Consider the following 13,633-nt stretch of genomic DNA (forward strand, 5'->3'; position numbering starts at 1 on the left):
TCGATAGTCGAGGAGTCACGATGCGGCTCACCAAGTACGCCCACTCCTGCCTCCGGGTGGAACACGACAGGGGAGTGCTCGTCGTGGACCCCGGGGTCTTCAGCGACCCGCAGGCGTTGGACGGTGCGGACGCGGTGCTGATCACCCACGAACACCCGGACCACCTCGACCTGGCGGCGCTGCGCCTGCACCTGGACCAGCGACCGCTGGCGATCCACGGGCCGGCCTCGCTCGCCGGCACCCTTGGCGATGCCGCCGAGGCGTTGCGCCCGGTCGAGTCTGGCGAGTCGTTCACCGCCGCAGGGATCGCGGTCCGCGCGTATGGCGGGCGGCACGCGGTCATCCACCCGGACATCCCGGTGATCGACAACCTCGGCTACCTGATCAACGACGTGGTCTACCACCCCGGCGACTCCCTCGTGGTGCCGGAGGAGACACCTGTCGACACGCTCTTCGCGCCGATCCACGCACCGTGGTCGAAGTTCTCCGAGGTCGTCGACTTCATCCGGGCGGTCACCCCGCGCCGCGCGTACGCCCTGCACGACGCCCTGCTCAACGACAACGGGCTGACTGTGCTCAACCGGCAGTACGCGGCCCTGTCCGGCACGGATTACAAGCGTCTGGAGCCCGGCAGCCGGGTGGACGTCTGAGCCGATGCCCAGCCCGCCCTCGGAGCTGGTGCAGCAGCTCTACCGCACCCCACCGGACCGGTTCGTGGCGGCCCGGGACGCCGCCGTGGCCGAGGCCCGACGGTCCGGCGACCCGGGCACCGCCCGGGAACTGGCCCGGCTGCGCCGCCCCACCGTGGCCGCCTGGCTGGTGAACCTGCTGGCCATCCACCGTCCCGAACTGGTCGCCGACCTGGTCCAGCTCGCCGACGCGCTGCGCGTCGCACAGCGCGAACTGCGGGGGCCACGGCTACGGGAGCTGTCGGCCCAACGCCGGGCGGTGGTCGGCGCGCTTGTCGCCGAGGTCCGCAAGCTCGCCGCCGCCGAGCCGGAGGCGCCGCCGGCCAGCCGGCTGCCGCTGGCCGAGGTGGAGGCGACCCTGAATGCGGCGCTCTCCGACACCGAGGTCGCCGAGCAGGTCCGGACCGGCCGGCTGCTCCGATCGGCCAGCTACGCCGGCTTCGGCGAGGTGCCCCGGCCGCAGCTGCGGCTGGTCACCGACGACGAGGAGCCGGAGCCTCGCCCCGTCGCCCAGCGCACGCCCTCGGCGGCCCCCCGCGCCGACCAGGCCCGGGAGCGTGCCGCGCAGGCCGAACGCGCGGCGCAGCGGGCGGCCCGGGCCGAGCGGGCACGCCGACGTCGCGCACTGGACCGGGAGTTGGACCGCGCCCACGCCGACCAGCAGCGGGCCGAGGCGGAGTTGACGGAGGCGACCGGGCAGGAGCGCGACGGCGCCGCAGTGCTCGACGGGATCGAGACCGAGCTGGCCGAGTTGGAGCGGCGGCGTGCCGTCGCCGAGCAGGACCTCAGCCGGGCCAGGCTGGCGCGGCGCGCGGCTGAGCGGGCGGTGACTGTGGCCCGCCGACGCGCGGGTGAGGTCGAGGCGGCCGTCGAGGCACTGGCGGCCGAAGAGGGGGATGCGGACGTGGACGGTGGCGCGGCAGACTGACAATCGATGGACGACGACGAATGGGGCCACCGCGTGTCGACCGGGGCCGCCGCTGGCGTGCCGGGCGGCCACACCCACCGGGGCCGCCGGCCGAGCCGCCTGCCGGCGGTGACCGGATGACGCCGGAGCAGCTCGCCGCCGCCAGCAAACCAGTCGTCCTCGATCTCGGCGACGGGTTCAGCAGATGCCCGACCACGCTGCGCCGGGCCCGGCTGCTCGGCATCTCCGGCTGGGCGTTCTACATCAGCGGCCGGGCAGGCGCGCTCGGCGACGTACGAGCGGAGACAGCCGCCGCTGCCATCGGCTTCGTCGCCCCGGACGCGGTCGCGGACGGGTGGGACGCTGCCGCGCGGGTCCTCCCGCCGGTCGAGGTGGCCGCTGCCAGCCTCGCCGAGTGCTGCCGGTGGGGGACGGAGCGGTTGGGCGCGCTGCCGGGAACCGAGCGGCTGGCCGGGCTCGTCGAGCAGGCCGTGGCAGCCGCGAACGCCAGCGGGATGCCGCTCTTCGCCGCCTGGCGGGCCATGCCGCTGCCGGACCTCACCCCGGGAGCCCGGAGCGCCGCCGGGCTGCGCCTGCTCCGCGAGCACTTCACAGGCGCGTACCTGTTGGCGGTGCGGGCCGCCGGAATGACACCGCTGGAGGCGGTGCTGGCCGGGCCGGAGGGCGAGGCCGGCGCTGTGGCGTGCGGCTGGCCGCCGCCGTACCCGCCGATCGGTCCGCTTGTGCGTCGGCGACTCTGGGCGGAGGCGGTGACGAACCGGCTGGCCGCGCCGGCGTTCGCGGCGCTCGGCCCCGCCGACGGCGCCGAACTTGTGGAGTTGCTGCACCACACCCGCGCGGCCCTCGCCTGAACGGCCGGAGGCCTGACCCCCGGAGAAAATGGGCGGCGCTGGCGGCGGGCGGCTGTCAGGATGTGCTGCCGTGACGCTTCCCGCTGGCTGGGCGACGCGCCGGCCCACACTTGACGACGTACCGGCGATCCTCGCGGTCGTGCACGCGGCGGACACCTTCGCCATCGGCCATCCCGACTTCGACGCACAGGACGTCGAGGCGTCGCTGACCGCGCCCCACTTCGACCCGACCCGGGACTCCTGGCTGGCGACGGACCCGGACGGCACAGTGGTGGGCTGGGCGACTGTGGACAATCCGACAGGGGTCGGTCGGGAGTTCGTGGAGGTCTACGTCGACCCGGAGCGGGCGAGTCACGTCCGCGCGCCGCTGCTGGCCCGGCAGGTGGAGCGGGTCGCCGAACGCGCCGCCGAGCGAGGGCTGCCGGCGCTCACCGTCCGCTGCGCGGTCTTCGCGCCCGAGCGCGACTGGGAACGCGACCTGCGCGCCGCCGGGTTCACACTCGTGAAGCGGTACGTCCGGATGAACCGCCCGCTTACCGATCTGCCCGCCGAGCCGTCCCCGCCGGTCGGGGTGACGGTACGGCCGGTGCGGCGCGACGACGAGGCCGAGTTGCGGGAGTTCCACCGGGTCCACGACATCGCCTTCGGCGACACGCCGGATCACGAGCCGCTGTCGTACGAGCGGTGGCGCGCCCGGATCGGCGACGTGACCGCCTGGGACGAATGGTTCGTCGCCGAGGTCGACGGGGTGCTCGCCGGCGCGTTGCAGTCCTCGGATCAGGGGCTCGACCAGCAGGAGGGTTTCGTGCGGAGCCTGTCGGTGCTGCCCGCGTACCGTCGGCGCGGGGTGGGTGCGGCGTTGCTGCGCCGCGCCTTCGCCCGCTACGCCGAGAAGGGCCGGTTGTCCGCAGGCCTGGGCGTGGATCTCACCAACCCGACCGCCCCGGCGTCGCTCTACCGATCGGTTGGGATGCGGGAAACCTGGTGGAGCGACATGTACGAGCGGGTGGTCCCGGCCGCCGGTGTGTGATTGACGACGCCCGTGCGGCCCGGCGCACCGCCGCACCGGCGACGGTTGCAGACTGTGTGGGTGCGGAAGACCCGGTCAGGCCGAGGCGGTGCCGGTGGGACGCGACCGCAGTTCGGTGACGTAGTCGTCCGGCGCACCCGCCTTCTCGGCGGCGTTCGCGATCTCGGTGAGGTACCACGACGTCGGCAGGCCGCCCTCGTACCCGTCGAACACGTAGATCCACGCGGTCACGTCGCCGTCGAGGGTGGAGATCCGGACGTGCAGCTTGCGGTACGTCCCGGCGGTCACCCCCTCGAGCTCGTCGAGCTGGGCCGCGTCGTACGGGTGGATGTCGTAGATCGCCACGAACACCCGGTCGCCGGGGGACTCGACGACAGTGGTCACCGCGCCTTCCCAGCCGATGACGTCCTCCCCGGCGAAGGTCAGCCGCCACCCCTCCAGCCACCCGGTGCCCACCATGGGCGAGTGCGGGCAGTAGGCCCGCATCCGGGCCGGGTCGAGGTTTGAGCCGTAGGCGGCGTGATGACGCACGGCGATGACGATAGCCCGGCGGGCGGGTGGGGGAGAATACGACTGTGCGTGTCGGATGCGTTCGGGAGAAGAAAGTCACTGTGAGCATCAACGAAGGGCGAACGCTGTGAGCCGGATCGTGATCATCGGCGGCGGGCCGGCCGGGTACGAGGCAGCGCTTGTCGCCGCCCAACTGGACGCCGATGTCACCGTGGTGGAGGCCGACGGTGCCGGTGGCGCCTGCGTGCTGTCCGACTGCGTGCCGTCGAAGACGTTCATCGCCAGCTCGCAGGTGGTCACCGGCTATCGGGACACCGAGGAGTTCGGGGTGCACTCGGACGGACTGGAGGCGGTCACCGTCGACGCCCAGGCGGTGCACGAGCGGGTCAAGCGACTGGCGCTGGCGCAGTCCGCCGACATCCACGCCAAGCTGCTCAAGGCGGGGGTCACCTTCGTGGCCGGCACCGCCCGGCTGGGCGATGACGCCCTCGGGCACACCCACCTGGTCATCATCACCCCGGCCGACGGGGGCGAGGAATACTCGATCGCCGCGTCCACGGTGCTTATCGCCACCGGCTCGACGCCCCGCCAGTTGCCCACCGCCGTGCCGGACGGCGAGCGCATCCTGACCTGGCGTCAGGTGTACGACCTGCCGGAGTTGCCCGAGCACCTGATCGTGGTCGGCTCCGGTGTGACCGGCGCCGAGTTCGCCAGCGCCTATCTGGCGATGGGGGTCCAGGTCACGCTGGTGTCCAGCCGGGACCGGGTGATGCCGCACGAGGACGCCGACGCGGCGTCGGCAATCGAGCGGGTGTTCCGCAACCGGGGCATGTCCATCCTCAACAACTCGCGCGCCGACACGGTCCGGCGTACCGCCGACGGGGTCGAGGTGGAGCTCTCCGACGGCCGTAAGGTGACCGGTTCGCACGCGCTGATCGCTGTCGGTTCGATCCCGAACACCGCCGACCTGGGCCTGGCCGAGTACGGCGTGGAGCTGGGTCGGGGTGGCTACGTCACTGTCGACCGGGTCTCCCGGACCAACGTGCCAGGCGTCTACGCCGCCGGCGACTGCACAGGTGTGCTGCTGCTGGCAAGCGTCGCCGCCATGCAGGGCCGGATCGCGATGTGGCACGCCCTAGGTGAGGCGGTCCGCCCGCTGCGGCTGCGGACCGTCGCGGCGAACGTGTTCACCGACCCGGAGTTGGCCACCGTGGGTGTCTCGCAGGACGAGGTCGACGCGGGCAAGGTGCCGGCCCGGCAGGTGATGCTGCCGCTGTCCGGCAACGCCCGCGCCAAGATGGACGACCTGTCCGACGGCTTCGTGAAGTTGTTCTGCCGGCCGGCAAGTGGTCAGGTGATCGGCGGTGTGGTGGTCGCCCCGAAGGCCAGCGAGCTGATCCTGCCGATCACCATGGCTGTCGAGAACAACCTGACCGTCAACGAGCTGGCCCAGACCATCACCATCTACCCGAGCCTCTCCGGCTCCATCACCGAAGCGGCCCGCCAGTTGATGCTCCACGAGTTGGAGTGACCCTGCCCGCGTCGATCATGGAGTAGTGGTGGCCGGTCAACGCTGGTACGCCGCTGTTGCGGGGCACCACAACTCCATGATCGACCGGGAGGCGGGTTTGGAGCGCCGCCAACGTCGCCAGGACGCCTACCTCGGTCAGGATCAGCGCGCGCTCGATGAGGCCGAGCAGCACGCGGTCACCGGGGTAGGCGGACCAGATCATCGCCACCGCCAACGCCAGGCTGAGCGCTACAAGTGCACGCAGGGTCCCCGCCGCGGGTGCCAGGTCGGGCCTCCGGGCGAGCAGCCACCCGCCGACCGGCAGTGCCAGGAAGGCGACCACCGAGGCGTACCGGTGCAGGTAGGCGGCTGTGGTCATGGCGGTGCCCGGATCGTTCGTCGGCACGATCGCGGCCAGCAGCAGCCCGGCCACCCACGCGCCGAGCAGCAGCTCAGCCGTGCGGCCGGAACCCGGCCGGGGTGCTCCGGTGCGGCGTAGCCCGTACAACACCGCGATGCTTGCGAGCGCGAGCACCACCATTGCGACGTCGATGACGCCACCTCTGTCGGAGACGGCGAAGTCGCTGATGGTCAACGTCCACGGGTCGAGGTCGTCGCTGACCTCAAGATGGCCGATCACGGTCAGCAGGGCCGCGAGGGCGATCCCGCCGAGGGCCAGCAGACCGGTGTTCCGGGTTCCAGGCATGCCTCAGCCTGTCGCCGCGGACACCCCAACCAAATCCGGGAACCCCACCGAGTTAACCCCCCGAAACAACCCCTAAAGGCCCCCGCCCACCTATCCCCGCGATCTTGCACTTTCGGTCGCCCTTGTGCACCCTTCGCACCAATTACCCCGACACAAACTGCAAGATCGCGCGGGGATGACGCTCAGTCCAGGGGGACTTTTGCTGTGCGGGTTTGGCGGGTGTTTACCAGCGTGATTGCCCATCCGGCTGCTGCGAAGCCGGTCGCTGCGGCGGCGGCGATGATGGCCAGGCGCCACGCCGAATGGGTGAGTGCCGTGCCGCCCAGGTGCCCGACCATCGCCCCGTAGGTCGACCAACTCAGCGCGGCCACCGCCTCGTAGAGCACGAACAGGCGGTACGGGTACCGGCTGCGCCCGGCCGAGAAGCACGCCGCCATGCGTCCCCCGGGCACGAACCGGCAGAGCAGGATGACCATCGGCCCGGGTTGGCGCAGACCCTGCGTCACCCGGCTGGCCATCCGGCGGGCACGGCTCGGCTCGGTATGTCGAGGTGCTCGTCGGTCCGGTGCGCCCCGGCCGAGCAGGTAGCACGCCATGTCACCGACGAACACCCCGAGCGCGCCGACAGCGATGGTGACCGGCAGGCTGAGGCCGCCGTACACGGTGAGCGCGCCGCTGGTGATCATGATGATCTGGGTGGGGATCACCGGGACGAAGGCGTCCGCGATAAGCAATCCGAGCAGGACGAGGTACGCCCACGTCGGCGACGCGACGTCAGTCAGTAGTTCGGGCACGCCTGCCACCTCGCCGAATGCGGCCGATAGGGTCTATCGAGCCTGACGTCGTGTCCTGCGTCACCGAGCACGGCCCCATCCCGTCGTGACCATCGACACCGAAGGCCACCCGGTTACAACGAGGCGAACCGGCCTCGGGTGACGGCTCCGAGATCGTTTCACGGTGCCCGAAGCGGTCGGCGGATCGGCGTCTGTCGGCGTACCGTAGTCGGCGCGGCCCAGCCCGTCGGGTCCCCCGTTCCCGACGATTCGGGTCGAACAGGGCCGCCGGCGGGTCCCGCGCCGGCGGCCCGCCCCCGCCCCCTCACCGTCGCAAATCCGGGTGCGTCCTCGACCGCCCGACGCGCCCGGGTACGGGATGGGGCCCGCCGCCGTGTCCCGTACCTCGGGGTGCTGGGCCCTCGGGAGGTGGCCGACGGGCTCCTCGCACTGCGCCTGCGCGGTGGCCGCGCCCTGGCTCCGATGCCCGTCGCCGACGCGCTCGCCCTGATCGGCGGGCAGGTCGCCGCCCGCGCGAGCGACCTGCTGCCGGCCGGCTGACCGGATCGGAGGTGTGGGGCGGACCGTCGCCATTGCGCGGTCCGCCCTACACCGACGCTGGTTGGGCGGCTGGTTCCTCGTCGACCACCGCGCCGGTGAACTGGGATCGGTAGAGCTTGTGGTACGCGCCCTTTGCGGCGAGCAGTTGCTCGTGGGTGCCCTGCTCGACGATGCGACCGTTCTCCATCATCAGGATCAGGTCGGCGTCGCGGATGGTGGAGAGGCGGTGCGCGATGACGAAACTGGTCCGGTCCGAGCGCAGTGCCGCCATCGCCCGCTGGAGCAGCACCTCGGTGCGGGTGTCCACCGAGCTGGTCGCCTCGTCCAGGATCAGCAGCGACGGTTCGGCGAGGAACGCCCGCGCGATCGTGATGAGCTGCTTCTCGCCGGCGCTTACGTTGTTGCCCTCCTCGTCGATGACCGTGTCGTAGCCGTCCGGAAGGCTCCGCACGAACCGGTCCACGAATGTGGCCCGGGCCGCGGCGAGGATCTCCTCCTCTGTCGCGTCCGGCCGGCCGTAGGCGATGTTGGCCCGGATGGTGCCGCCGAAGAGCCAGGTGTCCTGGAGGACCATGCCGATCCGACCGCGCAGGTCGTCGCGGCGCATCGTGGTGATGTCCACGCCGTCAAGGGTGATCCGGCCGGCGTCCAACTCGTAGAACCGCATGATCAGGTTGACGAGGGTCGTCTTGCCGGCGCCTGTCGGGCCGACGATGGCCACCGTGTGCCCCGGCTCGGCGACCAGGGACAGGTCGTCGATCAGCGGCTTGTCCGGCTCGTACCGGAAGGAGACGTGCTCGAACTCGACACGACCGTGCGGGTCGACGACCCGGGCCGGCGCGACCGGGTCGGGGCTCTGCTCGTCGGCGTCGAGCACCGCGAAGACCCGCTCCGCCGACGCCACCCCGGACTGGAGCAGGTTGGCCATCGACGCGAGTTGCGTGAGCGGCTGGGTGAACTGCCGGGAGTACTGGATGAACGCCTGCACGTCGCCGAGGCTCATCGTCCCGGAGGCGACCCGCAGCCCGCCGACCACGGCGATCGCCACGTAGCTCAGGTTTCCGATGAACATCATCGACGGCATGATGATCCCGGAGACGAACTGCGCGCCGAAGCTGGCCCGGAACAACTCCTCGTTCTTGGCGTGGAACGCGGCCTCCACCTCACGCTGCCGGCCGAAGACCTTCACCAGCTCATGGCCTGTGTACGCCTCCTCGATCTGGCCGTTCAACTCGCCTGTGTGCTTCCACTGCGCGATGAACTGCTTCTGCGAGCGCTTGGCGATGCGCTGGGTGACAAGCACCGACAGCGGCACCGCGACGAGTGCGACCAGGGCCAGCAGCGGCGAGATCCAGAACATCACGCCCAGCACGCCGACCACTGTCAGCAGCGAGGTGAGCAGTTGACTGAGGGTCTGCTGGAGGCTCGTCGAGATGTTGTCGATGTCGTTGGTGACCCGGCTCAGCAGCTCACCCCGAGGCTGCCTGTCGAAGTAGGGCAGCGGCAGCCGGTTGAGCTTCTCCTCCACCTCGGCGCGCAGCCGCAGCACCGTGCGCTGGACCACGCCGTTGAGCAGCCAGCCCTGCCACCACGACAGCAGGCTCGCCGCCAGGTAGAGCCCGAGCGCCAGCAGCAGCACCCGGCTCAGGGCGGTGAAGTCGACACCGACGCCGGGCACCACGTCCATCCGGGCCAGCATGTCGGCGAAGTTGCCGTTGCCGCTGGCCCGGGCCGCCTCGACGGCCTGCTCGGCGGTGGTGCCCGCCGGCAGTTGCCGGCCGATCACCCCACTGAAGATCAGGTCGGTGGCGTGGCCGAGGATCTTCGGCCCGGCAACGCTGAACCCGACACTCACCACCGCGAGGCTGATGATCGCGGTCAGGTGCAGCCGGTGCGGGCGCAGCCGGCCGAGCAGCCGCCGGGCGGACGGCCCGAAATTCATCGACTTCTCGGCGGGCATCCCGGCGCTCGCCCAGTGTGGGCCGCCGGCCGGGCGGCCCGGCGGCAGCCGCTTCGGTGCCGCCGCGTCGCCGCCGGGTTGCCCCGCGCCGGCTGCCGGCGTCCGTGCGTCGCCGGCCGGCTTCTGCGTGGGTACGGCCGCGGTCCGCCGATCGTCGGGCTCGCTCATGCCGTCACCTCCGTCGTCTGCTGGGAGGCAACGATCTCGGCGTACGTCGGACAGGTCTCCAACAACTGCGCATGTCGTCCCACTCCGACGACCCCTCCGTCCTCAAGAACGATGATCTGGTCGGCGTCGACGATTGTGGAGACCCGCTGGGCCACGATCACCACCGCTGACTGCGCGGTGACCGGCCGCAGCGCTGCCCGCAGCCGCGCGTCGGTGCCGAGGTCGAGCGCGGAGAACGAGTCGTCGAAGAGGTAGATCTCCGGCTGGCGGACCAGCGCCCGCGCGATGGCCAGGCGCTGCCGCTGCCCACCGGAGACGGTGCTGCCGCCCTGGGCGATCGGGGCGTCCAGGCCGCCGGGCATCTGGGCCACGAACTCGCTGGCCTGGGCGATCTCCAGCGCCGCCCACAACTCCTCGTCGGTCGCGTCCGGGTTGCCGTAGCGCAGGTTGCTGGCGACCGTGCCGGTGAACAGGTACGGCCGCTGCGGCACCAGGCCGATCCGCCGCCACAGCTCGTCCGGTGCCATCTCCCGCACGTCCACGCCGTCGACGAGCACCGCTCCACCTGTGACGTCCACCAGGCGGGGGATGAGTGACAGCAGGGTCGTCTTGCCGGCGCCGGTGCTGCCGATGATCGCCGTGGTGGTGCCCGGGGTGGCCCGGAAGGAGATGTCCCGCAGCACCGGGTCGACGGCACCCGGGTACTGGAAGCGCACCCCGCGCAGCTCAAGCTCGGCGCGGGTGGGCATCTCGGTGACCGGCTCGGCGGCGGGGACCACCGACGAGTCGGTGTCCAGCACCTCGGTGATCCGCTCGGCGCAGACGGCGGCGCGGGGCACCATCATCAGCATGAAGGTCGCCATCATGACGGCCATCAGGATCTGCATCAGGTATTGCAGGAAGGCGGTGAGCGCGCCGACCTGGATCGCCCCGCTGTCGACCCGCTGAGCGCCGAACCACAGCACCGCCACGCTGGAGACGTTGAGCACCAGCATGACCACCGGGAAGATCATCGCCATCAACCGGCCGGTACGCAGGGCGGTGGCGGTCAGGTCGGCGTTGGCGACGGCGAAGCGGTCCGTCTCGTACGGCTCGCGGACGAACGCGCGGACGACCCGGATGCCGGTGATCTGCTCGCGCAGGACCCGGTTGACCGTGTCGATCCGGGTCTGCATGAGCCGGAAGCCCGGCACCATCCGGCGGATGATCGCGCTGAGCGCGATGGCCAGCACCGGCACGCTTACCAGCATCAGCCAGGAGAGCCCGATGTCCTCCCGCAGCGCCATCACCACACCGCCGACGCTCATGATCGGCGCTGCGACGAGCATTGTGCAGCTCATCAGCACGAGCATCTGCACCTGCTGCACGTCATTGGTGTTGCGGGTGATCAGCGACGGCGCGCCGAACCGGGCCACCTCGCGGGCGGAGAAGCGGTTGACGTGGCCGAACAGTCGGGCGCGGACATCACGGCCGAAGCCCATGGCGACCCGCGCGCCCAGGTAGACCGCGGCGATCGAGCAGATGATCTGGATGAGGCTGACCAGCAGCATCCAGCCGCCGGTGCGCACGATGTAGTCGGTGTCGCCCCGGGCCACGCCCTGGTCGATGATGTCCGCGTTGAGGCTGGGCAGATAGAGCGAGGCCATGGTGCCCACGAACTGGAGCAGCACCACCGCGAGCAGCGGTCGTCGGTAGGTGCGCAGTTGGCCGCGCAGGAGTCGGATCAGCACGCCGGGTCCTTTGGTTCGGTGGGGCGTCCGGTCATCGGCGGGTCGTCCGCGCTGGCGATGACTTCGAGCAGGAACTCGCGGATCACCTGGGCCTTCACCGGGTCGGCGTCGACCGAGGTGACGGGGCGGCCAGAGTGGATCATGGCGGTGAGCGCCGCCACGCGCTCCCGGCCGGCGGGGGTGATGGCGAGTCGGATGCTGCGCCTGTCGCTGTCGTCGCGCTGCCGCTCGACCAACCCGTCCCGGGCCAGCGTGTCCACGATGCCGGTCAGGGTGGCCGGGCGAACGAAGCCCATCTGGGCGACCTCGCGGTGCGGCATCTCGCCGTGTCGGGCGAGCGTTATCAGGGTCACCATGCCGGCATGGGTGAGGCCGTGCTCCTCGGCGAGGTAGCGGTTCCACCGCTGTTCGACGACGTGCCCGGCCACCAGCAGCAGTCTGCCGAGCGGTGCGTCCTGGAGGGTCGCGAGTCTCACGGAGAGCAGGTTAGCCCCCTGATAGTCAGGTTCCAAACGAATTCCCCAGACCCCCGCGCCCCGTCCCTCCTCCGCGCCCGGCCCTCTCCTCCGCCCGCGCCCTCCTCCGCAGTGTCGATCATGGAGTTGTGGTGGGCGGTTCACCCAGCAGTGCCCCTTTTGTGAGGCACCACAACTCCATGATCGACGCGGGAGACGGGCGGGGACGGCGGGGTGGGTTACCAGCTCGTGGGCAGCGGCATTCCCTCGGTGAAGCCCGCCGCACTCTGCACACCGACGATCGCCCGCTCGTGGAACTCCGTCAGGTTCCGTGCCCCCGCATAGGTGAAGGCGCTGCGCACCCCGGCGATGATCTCGTCGATCAGGTCCTCGACGCCGGGTCGGGCCGGGTCCAGATACATCCGGGCCGAGGAGATGCCCTCCTCGAACACCGCCTTACGGGCCCGGTCGTACGGGCTGTCGTCGGCGGTACGGGCGCTTACCGCCCGCGCCGAAGCCATCCCGAAGCTCTCCTTGTAACGCCTACCGTCCGGCTCGGTGTAGAGGTCACCGGGCGACTCGTAGGTGCCGGCGAACCAGGAGCCGATCATCACGTTCGACGCGCCTGCGGCGAGCGCGAGCGCCACGTCGCGGGGGTGCCGCACCCCGCCGTCGGCCCAGACGTGCCGGCCCAGCTCCCGGGCCGCCGTCGAGCAGTCCAGCACGGCGGAGAACTGCGGCCTACCCACGCCGGTCATCATCCGGGTGGTGCACATCGCGCCCGGTCCGACACCAACCTTGATGATGTCGGCACCCGCCTCGACCAGGTCGCGTACCCCCTCGGCGGTGACCACGTTGCCGGCCGCCACCGGGACGCCCGGGTCCAGCTTCCGGACCGCCCGCAGCGCGGAGATCATCCGCGACTGGTGGCCGTGCGCGGTGTCCACGACAAGCGTGTCCACCCCGGCCTCCAGCAGCGCGGCGGCCTTGCCGGTGACGTCGCCGTTGATCCCGACCGCCGCGGCGATACGCAGCCGACCCCTGTCGTCCACCGCCGGTGTGTAGAGGGTGGCGCGCAGCGCGCCCTTCCGGGTCAGCACCCCGACAAGCCTGCCGTCGGCGTCCACCACCGGGGCGAGCCGACGGCGACCGGCGGAGAGCAGGTCGAAGCCGGTACGCGGGTCCGCGTCCGCCGGCACTGTGTGCAGCTCGGTGGACATCACGTGCCGCAGTTGGGCGAACCGGTCCACCCCAACGGTGTCCGCCTCGGTGACCACGCCCATCGGCCGCCCCGCCTCGTCGACCACGATCACCGCACCGTGCGACCGCTTCGGCAGCAGGTGGATGGCGTCGCCGACGGTCTCGGTCGGGCCGAGGGTGATGGGGGTGTCGTAGACCTGGTGCCGCTGCTTGACCCAGGCGACGACGTTCGCGACCACCTCGATCGGGATGTCCTGCGGGATCACCGCGACCGCGCCCCGCCGGGCCACCGTCTCGGCCATCCGCCGCCCGGCGACCGCTGTCATGTTCGACACCACAAGAGGAATTGTGGTGCCGGTGCCGTCGCCGGTGGACAGGTCGACGTCGAGCCGGGAACCGAGGTCGGAGCGGGCCGGCGCCATGAAGACGTCGGTGTAGGTCAGGTCGTGCGCGGGGGCCGCGCCGTGAAGGAACTGCACCCGGCCATCATTCCCGCACCCGCCCGCCCGCGCCCACGTCGGTGCTGCAAACCACCCCCGCGACGCGCCGCACGCAGCCGGCA

Annotated in this window: 13 protein-coding genes; 6 read left to right on the forward strand and 7 right to left on the reverse strand. The window is 71.4% G+C overall.

Going from position 1 to position 13,633, the window contains the following annotated elements; all coding sequences use genetic code 11:
* The first annotated feature begins 20 nt into the window (after nt 1-20).
* From ACFY2Q_RS05260 to ACFY2Q_RS05275, 4 genes are all read left to right on the forward strand, one after another.
* Complete coding sequence (locus tag ACFY2Q_RS05260; protein ID WP_387127895.1) at nt 21-650, forward strand: MBL fold metallo-hydrolase; 630 nt, start codon at nt 21-23, stop codon at nt 648-650.
* Nucleotides 651-654: 4 nt separating this feature from the next.
* Nucleotides 655-1,617 (forward strand): hypothetical protein, encoded by a 963-nt coding sequence (locus ACFY2Q_RS05265; protein ID WP_387127897.1) that lies wholly within the window; start codon nt 655-657, stop codon nt 1,615-1,617.
* Nucleotides 1,618-1,733: 116 nt separating this feature from the next.
* Nucleotides 1,734-2,468, forward strand: coding sequence for a hypothetical protein (locus ACFY2Q_RS05270; RefSeq protein WP_387127899.1), 735 nt, complete (start codon nt 1,734-1,736; stop codon nt 2,466-2,468).
* 70 nt (nt 2,469-2,538) lie between these two features.
* Nucleotides 2,539-3,498, forward strand: coding sequence for a GNAT family N-acetyltransferase (locus ACFY2Q_RS05275; protein WP_387127901.1), 960 nt, complete (start codon nt 2,539-2,541; stop codon nt 3,496-3,498).
* A 75-nt stretch (nt 3,499-3,573) separates the two neighbouring features.
* Here the strand turns inward: ACFY2Q_RS05275 and ACFY2Q_RS05280 are convergent, their stop codons facing one another.
* Nucleotides 3,574-4,029 (reverse strand): gamma-glutamylcyclotransferase, encoded by a 456-nt coding sequence (locus ACFY2Q_RS05280; RefSeq protein WP_387127903.1) that lies wholly within the window; start codon nt 4,027-4,029, stop codon nt 3,574-3,576.
* 106 nt (nt 4,030-4,135) lie between these two features.
* Here ACFY2Q_RS05280 and ACFY2Q_RS05285 point away from each other — a divergent pair, with 106 nt between their 5' ends.
* Complete coding sequence (locus ACFY2Q_RS05285) at nt 4,136-5,539, forward strand: NAD(P)H-quinone dehydrogenase (protein WP_387127905.1); 1,404 nt, start codon at nt 4,136-4,138, stop codon at nt 5,537-5,539.
* Here ACFY2Q_RS05285 and ACFY2Q_RS05290 read toward each other — a convergent pair.
* Nucleotides 5,496-6,224 carry a DUF998 domain-containing protein gene (locus tag ACFY2Q_RS05290; protein ID WP_387127907.1) on the reverse strand — a complete coding sequence of 243 codons (729 nt, stop codon included), beginning with the start codon at nt 6,222-6,224 and terminating at the stop codon, nt 5,496-5,498. The two genes, ACFY2Q_RS05285 and ACFY2Q_RS05290, sit on opposite strands and share 44 nt — an antisense overlap.
* A gap of 182 nt (nt 6,225-6,406) precedes the next feature.
* Nucleotides 6,407-7,018, reverse strand: coding sequence for a DedA family protein (locus ACFY2Q_RS05295; protein WP_387127909.1), 612 nt, complete (start codon nt 7,016-7,018; stop codon nt 6,407-6,409).
* Between the two features lie 390 nt (nt 7,019-7,408).
* On the opposite strand from ACFY2Q_RS05295, the gene ACFY2Q_RS05300 reads away from it, so the two are divergent.
* On the forward strand, nt 7,409-7,558 hold the full coding sequence (locus ACFY2Q_RS05300) for a hypothetical protein (RefSeq protein ID WP_387127911.1): 150 nt from the start codon (nt 7,409-7,411) through the stop codon (nt 7,556-7,558).
* Between the two features lie 46 nt (nt 7,559-7,604).
* Here the strand turns inward: ACFY2Q_RS05300 and ACFY2Q_RS05305 are convergent, their stop codons facing one another.
* The 4 genes from ACFY2Q_RS05305 to ACFY2Q_RS05320 form a co-directional block, all read right to left on the reverse strand.
* Nucleotides 7,605-9,518 (reverse strand): ABC transporter ATP-binding protein, encoded by a 1,914-nt coding sequence (locus ACFY2Q_RS05305; protein ID WP_387128460.1) that lies wholly within the window; start codon nt 9,516-9,518, stop codon nt 7,605-7,607.
* A gap of 164 nt (nt 9,519-9,682) precedes the next feature.
* Complete coding sequence (locus ACFY2Q_RS05310; RefSeq protein ID WP_387127913.1) at nt 9,683-11,416, reverse strand: ABC transporter ATP-binding protein; 1,734 nt, start codon at nt 11,414-11,416, stop codon at nt 9,683-9,685.
* Complete coding sequence (locus ACFY2Q_RS05315) at nt 11,410-11,892, reverse strand: MarR family winged helix-turn-helix transcriptional regulator (RefSeq protein ID WP_387127915.1); 483 nt, start codon at nt 11,890-11,892, stop codon at nt 11,410-11,412. Before ACFY2Q_RS05315 ends, ACFY2Q_RS05310 begins: the two co-directional genes overlap by 7 nt.
* A 218-nt stretch (nt 11,893-12,110) precedes the next feature.
* On the reverse strand, nt 12,111-13,550 hold the full coding sequence (locus ACFY2Q_RS05320) for a GuaB1 family IMP dehydrogenase-related protein (RefSeq protein ID WP_387127917.1): 1,440 nt from the start codon (nt 13,548-13,550) through the stop codon (nt 12,111-12,113).
* Between the last annotated feature and the right edge of the window lie 83 nt (nt 13,551-13,633).

The organism is Micromonospora sp. NPDC000316, assembly GCF_042898885.1.
GTDB lineage: Bacteria > Actinomycetota > Actinomycetes > Mycobacteriales > Micromonosporaceae > Micromonospora.

Coding starts and splice junctions, on each gene's coding strand:
- ACFY2Q_RS05305 (WP_387128460.1), bottom strand. CDS start 9,518: ATGCCCGCCGAGAAGTCGATGAATTTCGGGCCGTCCGCCCGGCGGCTG.
- ACFY2Q_RS05270 (WP_387127899.1), top strand. CDS start 1,734: ATGACGCCGGAGCAGCTCGCCGCCGCCAGCAAACCAGTCGTCCTCGAT.
- ACFY2Q_RS05290 (WP_387127907.1), bottom strand. CDS start 6,224: ATGCCTGGAACCCGGAACACCGGTCTGCTGGCCCTCGGCGGGATCGCC.
- ACFY2Q_RS05265 (WP_387127897.1), top strand. CDS start 655: ATGCCCAGCCCGCCCTCGGAGCTGGTGCAGCAGCTCTACCGCACCCCA.
- ACFY2Q_RS05260 (WP_387127895.1), top strand. CDS start 21: ATGCGGCTCACCAAGTACGCCCACTCCTGCCTCCGGGTGGAACACGAC.